The organism is Enterococcus sp. SB12, from assembly GCF_030910025.2.
Taxonomy (GTDB): domain Bacteria; phylum Bacillota; class Bacilli; order Lactobacillales; family Enterococcaceae; genus Enterococcus_B; species Enterococcus_B faecium.
Genome location: NZ_CP175675.1, coordinates 1572431 through 1589907, shown reverse-complemented (window position 1 = coordinate 1589907; position 17477 = coordinate 1572431). Strand labels below are relative to the sequence as shown.

Annotated in this window: 18 protein-coding genes; 15 read left to right on the top strand and 3 right to left on the bottom strand. The window is 38.9% G+C overall.

The annotated features are described in order from the left end of the window. The first annotated feature begins 18 nt into the window (after positions 1–18). The 3 genes from msrA to lepB all read left to right on the top strand — a co-directional run bounded on the left by msrA (position 19) and on the right by lepB (position 1463). Positions 19–537: a peptide-methionine (S)-S-oxide reductase MsrA gene (msrA, locus tag RBL01_RS07830; protein WP_002288397.1), complete on the top strand. Its 519-nt coding sequence runs from the start codon at positions 19–21 to the stop codon at positions 535–537. Beyond that, positions 534–761 carry a YozE family protein gene (locus tag RBL01_RS07825; protein ID WP_002327112.1) on the top strand — a complete coding sequence of 76 codons (228 nt, stop codon included), beginning with the start codon at positions 534–536 and terminating at the stop codon, positions 759–761. The genes msrA and RBL01_RS07825 overlap by 4 nt, the downstream gene beginning before the upstream one ends. 150 nt (positions 762–911) lie before the next feature. Next, complete coding sequence (lepB, locus tag RBL01_RS07820; protein WP_002319406.1) at positions 912–1463, top strand: signal peptidase I; 552 nt, start codon at positions 912–914, stop codon at positions 1461–1463. An 82-nt stretch (positions 1464–1545) separates the two neighbouring features. On the opposite strand, the gene RBL01_RS07815 is transcribed toward lepB, so the two are convergent. Further along, positions 1546–2088 (bottom strand): folate family ECF transporter S component, encoded by a 543-nt coding sequence (locus RBL01_RS07815; protein WP_002298120.1) that lies wholly within the window; start codon positions 2086–2088, stop codon positions 1546–1548. Positions 2089–2324: 236 nt separating this feature from the next. Next, on the bottom strand, positions 2325–2723 hold the full coding sequence (locus RBL01_RS07810) for a VOC family protein (protein WP_002298119.1): 399 nt from the start codon (positions 2721–2723) through the stop codon (positions 2325–2327). A 258-nt stretch (positions 2724–2981) separates the two neighbouring features. On the opposite strand from RBL01_RS07810, the gene ylqF reads away from it, so the two are divergent. From ylqF to RBL01_RS07760, 10 genes are all read left to right on the top strand, one after another. Further along, positions 2982–3842: a ribosome biogenesis GTPase YlqF gene (gene ylqF / locus RBL01_RS07805; RefSeq protein ID WP_002296988.1), complete on the top strand. Its 861-nt coding sequence runs from the start codon at positions 2982–2984 to the stop codon at positions 3840–3842. Beyond that, positions 3835–4602 (top strand): ribonuclease HII, encoded by a 768-nt coding sequence (locus RBL01_RS07800; protein WP_002296990.1) that lies wholly within the window; start codon positions 3835–3837, stop codon positions 4600–4602. Before ylqF ends, RBL01_RS07800 begins: the two co-directional genes overlap by 8 nt. A 55-nt stretch (positions 4603–4657) precedes the next feature. Beyond that, positions 4658–5515: a DNA-processing protein DprA gene (dprA, locus tag RBL01_RS07795; protein WP_002306921.1), complete on the top strand. Its 858-nt coding sequence runs from the start codon at positions 4658–4660 to the stop codon at positions 5513–5515. A 121-nt stretch (positions 5516–5636) separates the two neighbouring features. Continuing rightward, positions 5637–7715, top strand: coding sequence for a type I DNA topoisomerase (topA, locus tag RBL01_RS07790; RefSeq protein WP_002288411.1), 2079 nt, complete (start codon positions 5637–5639; stop codon positions 7713–7715). Further along, complete coding sequence (gene trmFO / locus RBL01_RS07785) at positions 7684–9060, top strand: FADH(2)-oxidizing methylenetetrahydrofolate--tRNA-(uracil(54)-C(5))-methyltransferase TrmFO (RefSeq protein WP_002375651.1); 1377 nt, start codon at positions 7684–7686, stop codon at positions 9058–9060. Before topA ends, trmFO begins: the two co-directional genes overlap by 32 nt. A gap of 197 nt (positions 9061–9257) precedes the next feature. After that, positions 9258–10163 carry a tyrosine recombinase XerC gene (gene xerC, locus RBL01_RS07780; RefSeq protein WP_080489859.1) on the top strand — a complete coding sequence of 302 codons (906 nt, stop codon included), beginning with the start codon at positions 9258–9260 and terminating at the stop codon, positions 10161–10163. 36 nt (positions 10164–10199) lie between these two features. Then, a complete protein-coding gene (gene hslV / locus RBL01_RS07775) occupies positions 10200–10748 on the top strand; it encodes an HslVU peptidase proteolytic subunit (protein WP_002288419.1) in 549 nt (182 codons plus the stop codon). 13 nt (positions 10749–10761) lie between these two features. After that, a complete protein-coding gene (gene hslU, locus RBL01_RS07770; RefSeq protein ID WP_002298110.1) occupies positions 10762–12162 on the top strand; it encodes an ATP-dependent protease ATPase subunit HslU in 1401 nt (466 codons plus the stop codon). A gap of 17 nt (positions 12163–12179) precedes the next feature. Next, a complete protein-coding gene (gene codY, locus RBL01_RS07765) occupies positions 12180–12971 on the top strand; it encodes a GTP-sensing pleiotropic transcriptional regulator CodY (protein ID WP_002290223.1) in 792 nt (263 codons plus the stop codon). Positions 12972–13052: 81 nt separating this feature from the next. Further along, the gene (locus RBL01_RS07760; protein ID WP_002296994.1) at positions 13053–13928 is read left to right on the top strand and encodes an aldose 1-epimerase family protein; all 876 of its coding nucleotides are present in this window, start codon (positions 13053–13055) and stop codon (positions 13926–13928) included. A 131-nt stretch (positions 13929–14059) separates the two neighbouring features. On the opposite strand, the gene plsY is transcribed toward RBL01_RS07760, so the two are convergent. Next, on the bottom strand, positions 14060–14698 hold the full coding sequence (gene plsY / locus RBL01_RS07755; protein ID WP_002296995.1) for a glycerol-3-phosphate 1-O-acyltransferase PlsY: 639 nt from the start codon (positions 14696–14698) through the stop codon (positions 14060–14062). Positions 14699–14824: 126 nt separating this feature from the next. Here plsY and RBL01_RS07750 point away from each other — a divergent pair, with 126 nt between their 5' ends. Then, the gene (locus RBL01_RS07750) at positions 14825–15259 is read left to right on the top strand and encodes a CoA-binding protein (RefSeq protein ID WP_002319414.1); all 435 of its coding nucleotides are present in this window, start codon (positions 14825–14827) and stop codon (positions 15257–15259) included. Between the two features lie 165 nt (positions 15260–15424). Next, the gene (gene parE, locus RBL01_RS07745; protein ID WP_002324664.1) at positions 15425–17470 is read left to right on the top strand and encodes a DNA topoisomerase IV subunit B; all 2046 of its coding nucleotides are present in this window, start codon (positions 15425–15427) and stop codon (positions 17468–17470) included. Positions 17471–17477 lie beyond the last annotated feature (7 nt).

The following is a 17477-nucleotide window of genomic DNA, read 5'->3' as shown; positions in this document are numbered from 1 at the left end:
ATTAGAGGGGGAATCATAATGGAAAGAGCAATATTTGCAGGAGGCTGCTTCTGGTGTATGATCCAGCCTTTCGACACGCTTCCTGGTATCCATACAGTGATGTCAGGATATACTGGAGGGCATGTACCAGATCCGACTTATGAACAAGTAAAAAGCCAAACGACTGGACATACAGAAGCAGTGGAGATTATCTATGATCCAACATTGATTTCATATGAACAATTAGTAGAACTTTACTGGCAGCAAACTGATCCAACTGACGCTTTCGGACAATTCGAGGATCGCGGTGACAATTATCGCCCGGTGATCTTTTATTTGACAGAAGAACAGCGGATCATTGCTGAAAAAAGTAAGAAACAGTTAGCTGAAAGTGGACGTTTCGAACAGCCAATCGTTACAAAAATCGAACCAGCCCAACCATTTTATCTAGCAGAAGAAGACCATCAAGAGTATTATAAAAAGCATCCTGAAAATTTTAAAAGAAACCATGCACGCCGGGCTGCCTTTATCGAAGAAAATTGGAGGAACGAAGGGTGAATCGAAGCTTTTTTCATTATTTAATGACACTGCGAGGCGGTGGCATACATGATGCTTTATCTGTTTTCGCTACAGAAGCCGGTAAAGACATCCAATTTCCTAAGCACAGCTCTAGCTACGAAGAAATTTCTAATTATCTGGAACTGAATGTCGACTATTTGCCATCCATGGATATCTTTGACGAAGCATGGGAAAAATATTTAGAAAATAATCATGACATATAAGAGATAGTTTTGTACTTTATGATCAAAAAGTTTTTTGTCCAATAGCCTAATTGAAAGAATTATTTTTATTTCAGCTATCTAGTCGCATTTTTTTGATATTTTTCTTATAATAAAGAAAGAATGAAAAAACGAGGGATGGATTGATAGAGATTGACAAAAAAACAACGCTATATTAATCGCTTCTGGCTTATATTCAAATACTTACTTGTTTCTGTATTCCTTGCGTTCATGTTGCGGGGATTTTTATTCATCCCGGTACCAGTGGAAGGCAATTCAATGGAAAACGTGTTGAAGCAAGGTGATATGGTTGTGATGGAAAAATTTTCGGAGATCAGACGATTTGATATTGTTGTTTTTCAATTAGCAGATGGCACGATTTATATCAAACGAGTAATCGGTCTTCCAGGAGAAAATGTCAGCTACCAAAATGATCAATTGAAGATCAATGGGAAAGTAGTTAAGGAACCTTATCTAACTAAAAACCTGAAATCAGATCATGCAAATGCATCCTATACGACGGACTTTACACTACAAGAGCTAACGGGACAATCCAAGCTTCCGGAAGATAATTATTTTGTACTTGGAGATAATCGAAGAGTTTCAAAAGATAGTCGTTCGTTTGGCACGATCAATAAAACTGATATTCTAGGTAAAGCAAGATTTGTCTATTATCCACTTGATGAAATAAAATGGATCCAGTGAGAAACAATAAAGCGTGCAGTCTGTTGAGACTGCACGCTTTATTGTTTAATCCAAAATCAGTTTACTACCTTAGTACGTAAAATCAAACAGCTCGTTTAAACACTTTTCTAGCCTCTAAAGTTTTGATAAATGAATAAACAACCATTATTTGAATAGGGATTTGGATCATATTCCTGATGACTCTACCTAGAAAAATCACTTTGAAATCTGCACCAAACAAAACAGACATCAGCCAAGAATTGATAAAAAGGCTGACTGGGATCATAATCAATAATTGGGCAGCGATGACGGAAGGCAGGTTTATCTTTTTATGATATAAAAATAAGCCATTAATAAATCCACCAAGGAAAGCCGTGATAAGAAAAGCAGCTTGAAACGTTCCTGAACCAAATATCGTGAAATTTAAAGTGTTCGACAACATTTCAAGCAAACCAGCCCAGATCGGTCCATATAGATAACCCATAAGCGCCATACTTAAAAATCCGAATGTGATTTGAAAATAAGCAGGACCAATCGCTATCTTGTATAAGATGACATCAAGGGCTAATAAAAGAGCAGAGGTCGACAACAATCTTGCATTCATTTCGGGCAATCTAAAAACGTCTTTTGCAATCAAAGTGTTCAAAATATTCTCTCCTTTGTCAGTTAATAATAAAAGGATACCATAAAACCACCAATGTGTCATGACACATTGGTGATTTACATACACTGGCATCTAATAATTAAAAAAAGGGTGAGAAGACTGCTTTTATAAACTGTAAAAAAGAGATTGTACGAATGAAAAAAATAGAGGCGGAGAATACTTATCGTATCATCCGCCTTTGTTTTTTTGTTATAAAAAACGTCAGATTAGTTATCTGCTTACATCTTCATCCATACGGGTTCTAATGTATTTCCGTCTAGATCTTGGACTTCTAATGAAAACATTTCTTCTTCAGGCATTCCCATATCTACTTCGTGGAAAGTACCACCATTTTCTTTTGCAATTTGAGCAAATTTTTTTACTTCATCCGCGTTTTCAACACTAAACGAAATCAAAGCACCACTTGTTTTTTTATTATCAGCTATTTCTTTATCTTTTATAAATTTTTTATAAAAATCATGAGAGAGAAGCATTACCCAAAAAGTGTCATCCCATACCATTGAACCAGCTTCTTCAGTAGAAAATTCTTCATTTTTTTTAAAACCCAGCTTTTCATAAAAAGCAACGGAACGATTGACATCAGCAACAGGAAAATTAACAAAAACCATACTATTCATTTGTTTCGTCTCCTTTCTGTTTTGTTCGTCTATCATCTCTTATTTAGGAAACGCTGTCAAAAATTTAGATTCATATATAGAAACCAAAATAAAATTTACATCATCAAAAAAGTGAAGATGTGATAGAATGAGGACTGGTTCACTTTCTCTTAACTAATAGATGGAATTTCTTTATAATAAAAAAGTGAATTTATATTGAAAAAGAAAAAAACAAGTAAAGCCGGGGAATATTCCGGTATGAAAGGAATGGAGAGAACAATGACCATCCAATGGTTTCCGGGACATATGGCAAAAGCCCGACGAGAAGTTTCTGAAAAAATGAAATATGTGGACATCGTATTTGAATTGGTAGACGCACGATTACCTTTATCTTCTCGTAATCCAATGCTAGATCAGATCATTCAGCAAAAACCTCGCCTTGTTTTATTGAATAAAGCGGATCTGGCAGATCCACAACAGACAAAGCTGTGGCAAGAATATTTTCGTAAACAAGGCCATCTTGCATTAGCTATCACGGCACAAGAAAGTAAAGGAATTAAAGGTCTAGTACCTGCGGCTAAAGAAGCATTGAAAGAAAAACGGGCAAGAGATGCTGCTCGGGGGATCAAGCCTCGCGCTATTCGGGCAATGGTCTTAGGTATTCCAAATGTTGGGAAATCTACGTTGATGAATCGACTAGTAGGCAAGAAAATTGCACAGACAGGAAATAAGCCTGGCGTAACAAAAGGTCAGCAGTGGCTTCGTTTAGGTAATGAGTTGGAATTGTTAGACACACCAGGGATTTTATGGCCCAAATTTGAAGATGAAGAAATCGGCAAAAAACTAGCGCTGACAGGCGCGATCAAAGACCAGCTTGTCCATTTAGATGATTTAGCGATTTACGGATTAGACTTTTTTGCCCGATATTATTCAGGAAGAATCAGCGATCGTTATGGTTTATCAATCGAGCAAGAAGAAAAATTGGCACCGGAATTACTGATGGATATTACAGCAAAACGTGGGTATAAAGAAGACTATGACCGCGGCAGCGAATTAGTCGTGCATGATATTCGCCAAGGAAAACTTGGACGATACACACTGGATCGTTGCGAAGAAATGGAGCAAAAAAGTGATGACTGAATCCATCCAAAGTATCAAAGAACGATTGAAAAGCATACAGAGAATAGATGATCCTACACTAGAATCATTAAGAAATGATCCACGCAAAGGCGTGCAGCAAGCACTGGCTTCTTTTGAACGACGATTGAAAAAGGAAGCATTAATTAAGGAAAAATATGAAGAAATGTTTTGCTTTGAAAAGCAAGGGTACGCACAAGGTCACCAATGGATCGCCGGCATTGATGAAGTAGGAAGAGGACCATTAGCTGGACCTGTCGTGGCAGCTGCAGTTATCTTGCCGAAAAATGAGATCATATTAGGGCTGAATGACTCCAAACAATTATCAGAGAAAAAGCGAGAACTTCTTTATCAACAAGTTCAAGAAAAAGCCCTGGCAATCGGGATCGGGATCGTTGATCAGCAGACAATTGATGATGTGAATATTTATGAAGCAAGTAAATTAGCGATGATCCAAGCAGTAGAAAAATTGTCCATTGTACCAAGCTATTTGTTGATCGATGCGATGACCTTGGATTTGCCTATTCAGCAGGAAAAAATAATCAAGGGGGATGCACGATCTGTGTCGATTGCTGCTGCAAGTATCATTGCTAAAGTATATCGAGACCAATTGATGAAAGAATATGACGTGCTTTATCCTGGATATGGTTTCTCGCATAATGCAGGTTATGGAACAAAGGAACACTTAGAAGGACTTGAACGACAAGGAATTACGCCAATCCATCGTAAAAGTTTTGCACCTGTAAAAAAATATTTACAATAAAAAACAGCCGCTTTTACGTATCTTATTAGAAAGAGAGACGAAAGGCGGTTTTATGATGTATCAAATAGAAGAGAATTTATTGAAACTTGCTTATACAAAAGGAATCAGTAGTCAAGGAAAATGGGCACTTGCTAACTGGATGATGCAGTATCCTTATAAAGAAATCGGATTTGAAGACATCATTAAGATAGGTAAAATAACCACACATCGGGAGCTGTTTCGCAAAAGTTGGCAGGAAATTCACGCTAACTGGGGCAAAATCCAATCGAAACAGTCGTTTATCACTTGCTTTGATCCCAAATATCCCCCTCAGCTGCTTCACTTGACCTATCCGCCAATTGTACTGTTTTATAATGGTGATCTATCTTTACTTTCTTGTAACATGTTAAGCGTTGTTGGTGGAAGACACACTTCTGCTTTAGCCAAAAAAACAGTTTATTATTTACTAAAACCAGTGGTAGAAGCTGGATATGTGATCGTCAGTGGCTGCGCGAAAGGGATAGATACATACGGTCACCAAGCAGCAATCTCTCATGGTGGACGGACAATCGCAGTCATTGGAACAGGGATAGAGCAAGTCTATCCTGCTGAAAATCGTGACTTGCAAGAGGTGATTGCAAATGATCATCTTCTTTTGAGTGAATATCCTCCTCAATCCGGCCCGAAAAAGCATCGTTTTCCAATGAGAAATCGGATTATCGCAGCTTTGTCTAAAGGAACATGTGTCTTTGAAGCCAAGAAAAAAAGCGGCTCTCTGATAACAGCACAGCAAGCATTGGATCTTGGAAGAACAGTTTTTTCTGTTCCAGGAAATATTTTAACAGAACATTCTACCGGATGTCATCATTTGATCCAAGACGGTGCAGTTTGCACGGTTTCGGGTGAAGATATCTTGGCAGAATTTAAAGAATAACACCATACTTTTCATTTGCTTTTCTTGACAAACGTTTTCTGAATGGATATGATTAGCTACGATTTGTATGAATCCTCTTTTAATAGTAGGAACACGACAATGGAAAGGAGTCCATTCAGTAATGGCGTATAAATATTTAGTGATTGTAGAATCACCTGCAAAAGCCAAGACAATTGAGAAATATCTTGGACGAAACTATAAAGTAATGGCCAGTGTTGGCCATATAAGAGATTTACCGAAAAGTAAAATGGGTATCGATTTTGAAAACAATTATGAACCCCATTATATTTCTATACGCGGAAAAGGCGATGTCATCAAAAGCCTTAAAGCCGCAGCAAAAAAAGCTCAAAAAGTTTACTTGGCAAGTGACCCGGATAGAGAAGGAGAAGCGATTGCTTGGCATTTAGCGTACCTACTTGGGTTGGATCTGAAAGAAAAAAATCGGGTGGTCTTCAATGAAATCACAAAAGACGCAGTCAAAGCAGCTTTTAAGGAACCAAGAACGATCGATGTAGATTTAGTAGATGCACAGCAAGCTCGTCGTACCTTAGACAGAATCGTTGGTTATTCGATCAGTCCTATTCTCTGGCGTAAGGTCAAGAAAGGGTTAAGTGCAGGACGTGTCCAATCTGTCGCTTTAAAAATTATTATTGACCGTGAAAAAGAGATCCGAGAATTTGTTCCAGAAGAATATTGGAGCATCGACGGTAATTTTAAAAAAGCTCGCAAGAAATTCAAAGCAAATTTCTGGGGAATCGACGGTAAGAAAAAGAAATTACCAGATGCACAAAGTGTAAAAGAAGTCACTGCTAGAATTGATGGAACAGACTTCGAAGTTAAAAAAGTAGAAAAGAAAGAGCGCAAAAGAAACCCTGCGAATCCTTTCACTACAAGTAGCCTGCAACAAGAAGCTGCCCGTAAGTTAAACTTTCGAACAAGAAAAACCATGATGGTAGCACAGCAATTATATGAAGGAATCACTTTGGGTAAACAAGGAACAGTCGGCTTGATTACATACATGCGTACTGATTCTACCCGGATTGCCGATACAGCAAAAGCAGAGGCCGCAGCATTTATTGAAGATACGTATGGAAAAGAATTTTCTAGACATGATCACCGAAAGATCAAAAATGCTCAAGGCGCACAAGATGCCCATGAAGCTGTGCGTCCAACGAGTGTGCTTCGTACACCAGATGAACTCAAACAATATTTAGATAAAGATCAATTGAAACTTTATACATTGATCTGGTCACGTTTTGTGGCTAGTCAGATGACACCAGCTATTTTAGATACAATGAAAGTGACATTAGAACAAAATGGTGTCATCTTCATTGCGAACGGTTCAAAAATCAAATTCAAAGGATTCATGCAAGTGTATGTGGAAGGTAGAGATGACGGCAAAGAAGAGAAAGAAAATATTCTTCCAGAACTTGAAGAAGGCGATGTAGTCCAATCTGTTGATATTGAACCAAAACAACATTTTACTCAACCACCAGCACGTTTTAGTGAGGCTACGTTGATTCGTGCACTAGAAGAAAACGGGGTAGGGCGACCTTCCACTTATGCACCAACACTTGATACGATCCAAAGACGCTACTATGTAAAATTGACACAAAAAAGATTTGAGCCGACTGAACTAGGAGAAATTGTCAATTCACTGATTTGTGAATTCTTCCCTCAAATCGTCGATATCCATTTCACAGCAGAAATGGAAGGAGATTTGGATAAAATTGAAGAAGGCACGGAAGCGTGGGTCAAAGTGGTTGATCGTTTCTATAAACCGTTTGAAAAAGAACTGACGAATGCGGAAGAAAAAATCGAAAAAATTCAAATCAAAGATGAACCAGCAGGATTCGATTGTGATGTCTGTGGACATCCGATGGTGATAAAATTAGGGAAATATGGGAAGTTTTATGCTTGCAGTAATTTTCCTGATTGTCGGAATACGAAACCAATCGTAAAAGAAATCGGTGTGACTTGCCCAGTATGTCATGAAGGACAAGTCATTGAACGAAAATCTAAGAAAAACAGACTATTCTATGGTTGTTCTCGTTTCCCAGAATGTGAATTCACTTCTTGGGATAAACCAGTGGGCAGAAATTGTCCAAAATGTGACGGATATCTGGTCGAGAAGAAAGTCAAAGGCGGTAAACAAGTAGTCTGTGTAAATGGAGATTACGAAGAAGACATTCAAAAATAATAGAAAAGAGGTTCTTTCATTGAAAATGGTAAATGTTGTTGGAGCAGGGCTTGCCGGAAGTGAAGCTGCTTGGCAAATCGCACAAGCAGGAGTCCCTGTCCGTTTATATGAAATGCGTCCAGTCAAATCGACTGAGGCGCATCACACAAGTAATTTTGCTGAACTAGTATGTTCCAATTCATTAAGAGGAAACAGTTTGGCTAATGCAGTAGGGTTATTGAAAGAAGAAATGCGCCGATTGAATTCAGTAGTAATCACTTCGGCAGATGAAACAGCAGTGCCAGCTGGTGGTGCCTTAGCTGTTGACCGCGATTCTTTTTCTGAAACAATTACCCGAAAAGTCAAAGAGCATCCATTAGTAACAGTGATAAACGAAGAAATTACTGAAATACCGGAAGGAATCACCGTAGTAGCAACAGGACCTTTGACTTCTCATCCATTAGCAGAAAGCATCAAAGCATTCAATGGTTCAGATGGTTTTTATTTCTATGATGCAGCTGCACCAATCGTAGACAAAGCTACGATCGATATGGATAAAGTATATTTGAAATCCCGCTATGACAAAGGAGAAGCAGCTTACTTGAACTGTCCGATGACAGAAGAGGAATTCAAAGCTTTTCATGAGGCACTAATCAATGCCGAAGTGGCGGAACTTAAATCTTTTGAGAAAGAAAAATATTTTGAAGGATGTATGCCAATTGAAGTAATGGCACAGCGAGGATTCAAAACGATGCTTTTCGGACCTATGAAACCAGTTGGATTGGAAGATCCTAAAACTGGCAAACGTCCTTATGCTGTTATCCAGCTGCGTCAAGACAATGCTGCAGCTTCTTTATACAACATCGTGGGCTTTCAGACTCACTTGAAATGGGGCGAGCAAAAACGTGTTTTCCGGATGATTCCTGGGTTGGAAAATGCTGAATTCGTTCGCTATGGTGTGATGCACCGAAACAGCTTTATGAATTCGCCAGAATTGCTGAAACCGACTTACCAATCAACGAAACGCGAAGATCTGTTCTTTGCAGGTCAGATGACTGGTGTAGAAGGCTATGTTGAAAGTGCAGCGAGCGGACTACTTGCTGGAATCAATGCCGCACGCTTAGCAAAAGAAATGGAACCAGTCGAGTTTCCACAAGAAACAGCTATTGGGAGCATGGCTTACTACATTACTCATGCGGAAGGAAAACATTTCCAACCGATGAATGCCAACTATGGTCTGTTTCCTGAACTGCCAGAGCGCATTCGAGACAAAAAAGCAAGATATGAAGCAATTGCACAACGAGCTTTAAAAGCTAATGAGGCAATAAAAACAGAATTAGAAAAAACTGCAGTCCCAAATGAGTAAGGAAACTCCATGAAGAGGGTGAGACGGATAGTCTCGCTCTTTTTCTTGCGTTTTTCTTAAGAATTTCTCAAACAAAATGTGAGGAATTGCGCCAATTGTGAACAAACTTAGAAATATTGTTTAAATTCTGACAATTTATTTGTCTTTTTATAAACGCTGTGCTAAATTATTCTCTGGAACAAAAGGAAGGTGAGAAAATGACAGAAGCCACGTGGGAACAAAAATTTTTGCGTTATTTGATTGTCGAAAGAGGATATTCAGAAAAAACGAAAGAAGCATATGAAGAAGACATTCTCCATTTCAAACATTTTTTGGAGGAATCTGGAGACGCTGATCTGCTGAAGGCGGAATATTTTACGGTTCGTGTCTATTTGAGTGCATTAGCTGATCATCGTCCTAGCTATAGCAGAAATTCTATCAGTCGCAAGATAGCCAGCCTACGTTCGTTTTATCAGTATCTTCTCAAAGAAGAAGTGATAAAAGAAAATCCATTTTCTTACGTTCATCTCAAAAAGAAAAATTTGAGACTGCCACGCTTTTTTTATGAAAATGAAATGCAAGCACTTTTTGACAGCGTAGCAGGAGATAGTCCTTTGGATTTGAGGAACCGCGCTTTGCTGGAAGTCCTTTACGGGTCAGGCATCCGTTTAAGTGAGTGTAGCATTTTGTCAGTATCAGACATTGATTTTGATTCAGAGGTCATGTTGATCCATGGTAAAGGGAACAAAGAGAGATATGCTCCTCTAGGTTCTTTTGCTCAAGATGCTCTGCAAGAATATTTCAGGGAAGGCCGCCAGGTATTGATGACAAAATATCACGAAGAGCATGATATCGTTTTTGTGAATCATCATGGAAAACCAATCACGCCTACTGGAATTGAATATGTCTTGAATCAAATGATCAAAAAAAGCAGTTTGGATAGTGATATCCATCCTCACATGCTGCGCCATACATTTGCTACTCATTTATTAAATAATGGGGCAGATTTGCGGACAGTCCAAGAATTGCTAGGACATGCCAATTTATCGACTACCCAGATCTATGCCCATGTAACAAAAGAAAGTTTACAAAAAAACTATCGTTCTTTCCATCCAAGAGCGTAAAAATAAGGAAAAGAACAAATTTAGGAGGAAACAAACATGGTCGAATCACCATTTCATTCAACCACTATCTGTGCCGTCGAAAAAGACGGGAAATTTGCTATGGCTGGAGATGGCCAAGTAACAATGGGTGAATCTGTTGTCATGAAAGGCACTGCAAAGAAAGTACGACGTATCTACAATGGAGAAGTTGTTGTAGGTTTCGCCGGAAGTGTTGCAGATGCGTTTACTTTAGAAGAAAAATTTGAAGGCAAACTAAACGAATATAACGGGAATCTACAACGCGCAGCTGTCGAATTAGCTCAAGAATGGCGGACACAGCAATCTATGCAAAAACTTGAAGCGATGTTGATCGTAATGAATGATAAAGAAATGCTTCTTGTTTCAGGTACAGGAGAAGTTATCACACCAGATGATGGTATCTTAGCTATCGGATCAGGCGGGAATTTTGCGTTGGCTGCAGCCCGAGCAATGAAAAACTATGCTCAAAACGACATGAGTGCGAAAGAAATTGCAGAAAATGCGTTAAATATTGCCGCAGATATCTGTATCTTTACTAATCATAATATTATCGTAGAAGAACTGTAAGAGGTGAGTAGATATGTATGAATTAAAACAAACACCAAGACAAATCGTAAGTGAATTAGATGAATATATCGTAGGACAGCACGCAGCAAAAAAATCTGTTGCCGTTGCTTTGCGTAACCGCTATCGCCGTTTGCAGTTAGATGAAAAAATGCAACAAGATATTACACCAAAAAATATGCTGATGATCGGACCTACAGGGGTCGGTAAAACAGAAATCGCACGACGTTTGGCAAAAATAGTCAATGCACCATTTGTCAAAGTCGAAGCAACAAAATTTACTGAAGTCGGTTATGTCGGAAGAGATGTAGAATCAATGGTTCGGGATTTAGTAGAAAATGCGATCCAAATCGTAGAAAAAGAGCAGTACAGCCGTGTATACACAAGTGCTAAAAAAAATGCAGAAAAACGTTTGGTAAAAATCTTGGTACCTGGTATCAAAAAAGAACAGAAACAATCCACTAATCAATTTGAACAAATGATGAATCTTTTTAATGCTAGTCAGCAAAATACCGCTGAACCGCAAGAAGAAGTGACAGAAGATATTCGAATCAATCGCCGTACAGTCTTGGAACAACTACAAAAGGGTTTACTGGATAGTCGTGAAGTAACCATTGAAGTTGAGGACCAAAAGAAACCTGCACCAATGATGAACAATGGATTGGAGCAAATGGGGATCGACCTAAATGAAACTCTAGGTGCTTTGACACCGAAGAAAAAAGTGGAACGGACGGTAACAGTCAAAGAAGCTTTAGAGTTATTGATCAAGGAAGAATCAGCAAAATTAGTCAAGGATGCTGATATCCATAGTGAGGCAATCAAATTAGCGGAAGAAAGTGGAATTATTTTTATCGATGAAATCGATAAGATCACTTCTAAATCACAGCAATCTGGAGAAGTATCCAGAGAAGGCGTTCAAAGAGACATATTACCAATCGTCGAAGGTTCACAAGTAAATACAAAATACGGGATCATCCAAACAGATCATGTCTTATTCATTGCTTCAGGAGCGTTCCATTTATCTAAACCGAGTGATTTGATTCCAGAACTCCAAGGGCGTTTCCCAATACGGGTAGAATTAGATGATTTGACAGCTGAAGATTTTGTGAAAATTCTGACTGAACCGAATAATGCTTTAATAAAACAATACGTCGCGTTGATCGGTACAGAAAATGTGTCAGTTACGTTTACAAAAGAAGCAATTGAACGGATCGCTCAAATTGCTTTCGATGTCAACCGTGACACAGATAATATCGGCGCACGCAGACTGCATACCATTTTGGAAAAACTACTAGAAGATCTATTATTTGAAGCACCAGATATGCAAATGGGAGAAATAACGATCACAGAAGCATATGTGGATGACAAACTTGGCTCAATTGCGGCAAATGAAGATTTAAGTCGCTATATTTTATAAAAAATCGGAGGACGACAATGACAGACTTGCTAACGAAAACCCGCAAGATAAACACACTTTTGCAGCAAAAGAATACTTTTGACATGCAAGCAGATTTGCCTTACGATAAAATGGCTGTCACACTAGGTGGTATTCTTGACAGCAACACCTATATCATAGGAAGTGACGGAGTATTACTAGGTTATAATGAACGTCACGATGTGAACAATGAACGAATCAAAACAATGTTTGTTGAGAAACAGTTTCCTGAATCTTATACTGATACAGTGGCACAGTTGATGAAAACTGAAGCTAATATCCCAATTACTAGTGATATTACTGCATTTCCGGTAGAGTCAAGAGAGAAATATCCATTTGGTCTGACGACTGTCGTTCCGATCTTTGGAGCTGGCGAACGTTTGGGTACGATTATCTTATCTCGTATGGAACAATCGTTTGCAGATGACGATCTAGTCTTAGCAGAATATGGAGCTACGGTTGTCGGTATGCAGATCCTTTATCAGAAGTCTCGAAGCATCGAAGCAGATGTACGGAGTGCAACGGCTGTCCAAATGGCAATCAACACATTATCTTATAGCGAATTGAAGGCTGTACAAGCTATCTTTGAAGCATTGGATGGAGATGAAGGTCGTCTGACTGCTTCTAATATTGCCGATAGTATCGGCATCACTCGTTCTGTGATCGTCAATGCTTTACGAAAATTGGAATCAGCTGGAATCATTGAATCTCGTTCGTTAGGCATGAAGGGAACTTATTTAAAAGTATTGAATTCCCGTTTTAAAGACGAGTTAGCAAAACACAGTTATTAGAAGTAAGGGGACTGGGGCAGATAGAAATGTTTGTTCCAGCCTTCCCATTTTAAAAAGTAAGTCGAAGTTGGAGGAATGGCAATGACTGTTATTATTCAAAATGACCAGCTGATCGCCGAAATCGCTGAACACGGTGCGGAATTGATCAGTCTGAAATCAAAAGAACATGGTTTAGAGTATATCTGGCAAGGTGATCCAGCGTATTGGGGCAGACATGCACCGGTTTTATTCCCTTTTGTTGGACGTTTAAAAGATGATCAGTATGTTTATCAAGGGAAAACATATCAAATGGGGCAACACGGATTTGCTCGGGATATGGATTTTGAAGTCATTGAACATGGACAAGAAATGGCTAGTTTCATCTTAAGGAGTACGCCGGAGACATTAGAAAAGTATCCATTTGATTTTGAATTAGTGATCAGCTATGAATTAGGAGGAGACGGCATCACGGTTCATTATCAAGTGGCAAATACCGGTGAAAAAGAAATGTTCTTTTCTATCGGTGGACATCCTGCTTTCAATGTACCTCTTGAAGAAGGATTGTCATTTGAAGATTTCTATCTGGCATTTTCTCCATTGAAATCAAGATTACGCCTACCATTGAAAGGCCCATTCATCGATATGGATCAAAAGACGTTAGGTCAGACAAATACGAATCTGGCTTTGAATCGTGAACTTTTTGAGCAAGATGCCTTGGTTTTTGAAACAAGGGGTCTAAATGCGTATGCCATTCGAAGTGAAAAATCTTCCCATAGCGTAACTTTAAGCTATAAAGATATGCCTTATGTAGGGATCTGGTCTCCTTATCCAAAAGAAGCGCCTTTCGTTTGTATCGAACCGTGGTGCGGAATCGCTGACACGGTGAACAGTAGTGGAAACTTGATGGAAAAAGTAGGGATCAATCAACTAGGTGCCCATGAAATCTTCAAGACAAAATATTCCATCACAGTGAAGTAAGAGGTTGTGACCGAGAAGTTAGCAGGGAACACCGTTTACCAAGGTGTGTAAAAAAGCTATCCTGTAAGTAATAAGGGAGTGTGACATCGATTTGTCACACTCCCGTTTTATCTCTTTGGAATGAAAAAGTATCAGGATTTTTTCTTGCTGCTGTTCAAACCAAACGGGATTCGACTTTCTGTATGGTTTCTGATACGCTTGATATTGTCTTTATGCCGATAAAAGATAAAGGAAGAAACTAAAAAGGCAATGATCGTCAGTAACCAATTGGGCTTAGCCAAAATCACAGGAGCTACATAAGGAAGGACGATCGTAGATAAAGTGATCAATACTGCACTGATCATACTGCTCAAACTCACCATACTTGTACAAAATAAACTAACGATAAAGATGATACAAGAATAAACAAAAAATACAGGATTAAATCCTAAAAGCATTCCTGCACTTGTCGCAACAGCTTTTCCTCCTTTGAACCCAGCAAAAATCGGAAATGTATGGCCAAGAATGGCGCATACCCCAAACCAAAGAGGGTTAATCCCAGAAAGGTGGAAGATCATCGGCAAACAAGTAGCCAATGTACCTTTTAAAATATCCATAAGCAGGACAACAATCCCGGCTGTTTTGCCTAATACACGAAATGTATTGGTCGTTCCAGTATTACCGCTCCCGTGTTGTCGGATATCTTTTTTGAAAAACAATTTGCCAATCCAGACACCGGAAGGAATAGAACCTAAAAGATATGCTAAAATAAGTAATAAGATCAATTTCATTTTTTACCCTCTTTCAAGTTGAAAACTATCCTTTATTTTAGCATGAATAGGTAACAGGAACAATTGAAAAAATGAAAGATACAAGTATAATAGATGGAATAAAAAGAAAAGCAAGGGGTGGCAGAAATGTCTGTAAAAAATCCAACACAAGAAACGATTTTCAACTATTTGGAAGAAGCAAAAAATATTGCCGTCGTAGGCTTGAGCAATAAACCAGAACGAACAAGTTACATGGTTGCACAGGCATTGCAAGACAATGGATATAAAATCATACCAGTAAATCCATTATTGGCTGGTGAAGAAATTCTAGGCGAGAAAGTCTATGCGAATTTGACAGAAATCGATGATCCAATCGATATCGTAGATGTATTTAGACGGAGTGAATTTTTACCTGAAGTAGCAGATGATTTTTTGAAAACTGATGCTAAAGTGTTCTGGGCACAATTAGGGATTGAAAACAAAGAAGCAGCTGAGATGCTAAGAAAAGCAGGACGTACAGATATCGTGATGGATCGTTGTATTAAGATTGAACTTGGTAAGTTGAAAGAAAACCAAAAATAAAAATGACCACAAAGAAGAGATGATCGATAGAGGGGAATGTCGAAAAAGCGGTTAGGAGATAATTAAAATTGATTTCTCGTCTACCCTCTTTTTTTTCACGACCTTTTCTAGTATGATAATCGTGGTGCGGTTTTGCCGCAAAGTATTATTGAAGGAGCGTTTGCCTTGGCAAAAAAAGTAAACAACGAATACAATGACTCGTCCATCCAAGTATTGGAAGGATTAGAGGCAGTTAGAAAAAGACCAGGGATGTACATTGGATCCACTGACAGCCGAGGCTTGCATCATTTAGTCTATGAAATCGTCGATAATGCAGTTGACGAAGCATTATCAGGTTATGGCAGTGAGATTGATGTGACCATCCATGAAGACAATAGTATAACTGTTGCAGATAGCGGACGTGGGATGCCTGTAGGAATGCATGCTTCCGGAATACCAACAGTTGAAGTGATTTTTACTGTGCTGCATGCTGGCGGAAAGTTTGGTCAAGGAGGGTACAAAACTTCTGGTGGACTGCACGGTGTAGGAGCCAGTGTGGTAAATGCCTTATCGAAATGGCTAACTGTAACGATCGTTAGAGATGGCGTAGAGTATCAGCAGAAATTTAAAAACGGCGGTAAACCTGACGGTACGTTGAAAAAGATAGGAAAAACAAAAAAAGCAAACGGGACGACTGTCCATTTTTTACCAGACGATACAATATTCAGTACAACGAAATTTTCATATGAAATTTTAGCTGAACGGTTAAGAGAATCTGCCTTTCTTCTAAAAGGCGTTAAAATCTCTCTTTCTGATCTTCGTGGAGAAGAACCAGTCAAGGAAATTTTTCATTACGAAGAAGGAATCAAAGAATTTGTTGATTATCTGAATGAAGAAAAAGATACATTGACACCAGTTGTTTATTTTTCAGGAGAAAAAGAAGGTATCGAAGTAGAGGTCGCTTATCAATACAATGACGGGTATTCAGAAAATGTTTTATCTTTTGTCAATAACGTTCGGACAAAAGATGGGGGAACCCATGAAGCTGGTATGAAAGCGGCGATGACGAAATCTTATAATGAATATGCGAGAAAAGTCGGCTTGCTGAAAGAACGGGACAAGAATCTGGAAGGTAGTGATTTCAGAGAAGGATTAGCTGCTGTTCTCTCTATCCGTGTACCTGAAAATCTTCTGCAATTTGAAGGGCAAACAAAAGAAAAACTTGGTACGCCAGTTGCTCGTACCGTAGTAGATAACGTCATCAGTGAACAGATGGGCTTTTATTTGCAGGAAAATAGCGAAATGAGCCAGATGTTGGTCCGTAAAGCAATCAAAGCCAGAGAAGCGAGAGAAGCAGCACGTAAAGCCAGAGAAGAAAGCCGAAATGGGAAGAAGCGTAAAAAAGGCGAATCTCTTCTTTCAGGAAAATTGACACCCGCACAATCCCGAAACCCTAAGAAAAATGAATTGTATTTAGTCGAAGGGGATTCTGCTGGCGGATCTGCTAAACAAGGAAGAGACAGAAAGTTCCAAGCAATTCTACCTTTACGAGGAAAAGTCATCAATACCGAAAAAGCAAAAATGCAAGATATCTTGAAAAATGAAGAAATCAATACGATGATCTATACGATTGGTGCAGGAGTCGGCCCTGAATTTTCTATCGAAGACTGTAATTACGACAAAGTAATCATCATGACCGATGCGGATACTGACGGCGCCCATATTCAAGTATTGCTGCTTACTTTCTTTTATCGTTATATGAAACCGCTGATTGAAGCTGGGAAAGTATATATCGCGTTACCGCCTTTATATAAAGTATCCAAAGGACAAGGGAAGAAGCAAGTCATTGAATATGCGTGGACAGATGACGAATTGGCAGCAATGATTAAAAAAGTCGGCAAAGGATATATGCTGCAGCGGTATAAAGGACTTGGAGAAATGAATGCGGAACAATTGTGGGAAACAACGATGGATCCAACTTCCCGTACGTTGATCCGCGTCCGTATCGACGATGCTGCGCAAGCTGAGCGTCGAGTAACCACACTAATGGGTGACAAAGTAGAACCTCGAAGAAAATGGATCGAAAATCACGTACAATTTACGCTCGAAGAAGATGGCAGTATCTTAGATAAAAAAGAGGATACTGAAATCTCTCCTTCAGTTTCTAATGATTTATTAGATGAAGAACGAGCAGATAAAAATGAAAAAAATCAGTTATTTGAAGTAGAATAGGAGGTCA

Bases quoted from the DNA above. Each gene is read 5' to 3' on its own strand.
- RBL01_RS07760 (WP_002296994.1), top strand. From the start codon at position 13,053: ATGACTGTTATTATTCAAAATGACCAGCTGATCGCCGAAATCGCTGAA.
- msrA (WP_002288397.1), top strand. From the start codon at position 19: ATGGAAAGAGCAATATTTGCAGGAGGCTGCTTCTGGTGTATGATCCAG.
- hslV (WP_002288419.1), top strand. From the start codon at position 10,200: ATGGTCGAATCACCATTTCATTCAACCACTATCTGTGCCGTCGAAAAA.
- RBL01_RS07810 (WP_002298119.1), bottom strand. From the start codon at position 2,723: ATGAATAGTATGGTTTTTGTTAATTTTCCTGTTGCTGATGTCAATCGT.
- RBL01_RS07800 (WP_002296990.1), top strand. From the start codon at position 3,835: ATGACTGAATCCATCCAAAGTATCAAAGAACGATTGAAAAGCATACAG.
- ylqF (WP_002296988.1), top strand. From the start codon at position 2,982: ATGACCATCCAATGGTTTCCGGGACATATGGCAAAAGCCCGACGAGAA.
- topA (WP_002288411.1), top strand. From the start codon at position 5,637: ATGGCGTATAAATATTTAGTGATTGTAGAATCACCTGCAAAAGCCAAG.
- plsY (WP_002296995.1), bottom strand. From the start codon at position 14,698: ATGAAATTGATCTTATTACTTATTTTAGCATATCTTTTAGGTTCTATT.
- RBL01_RS07750 (WP_002319414.1), top strand. From the start codon at position 14,825: ATGTCTGTAAAAAATCCAACACAAGAAACGATTTTCAACTATTTGGAA.
- xerC (WP_080489859.1), top strand. From the start codon at position 9,258: ATGACAGAAGCCACGTGGGAACAAAAATTTTTGCGTTATTTGATTGTC.
- codY (WP_002290223.1), top strand. From the start codon at position 12,180: ATGACAGACTTGCTAACGAAAACCCGCAAGATAAACACACTTTTGCAG.
- trmFO (WP_002375651.1), top strand. From the start codon at position 7,684: ATGGAGATTACGAAGAAGACATTCAAAAATAATAGAAAAGAGGTTCTT.
- hslU (WP_002298110.1), top strand. From the start codon at position 10,762: ATGTATGAATTAAAACAAACACCAAGACAAATCGTAAGTGAATTAGAT.
- dprA (WP_002306921.1), top strand. From the start codon at position 4,658: ATGTATCAAATAGAAGAGAATTTATTGAAACTTGCTTATACAAAAGGA.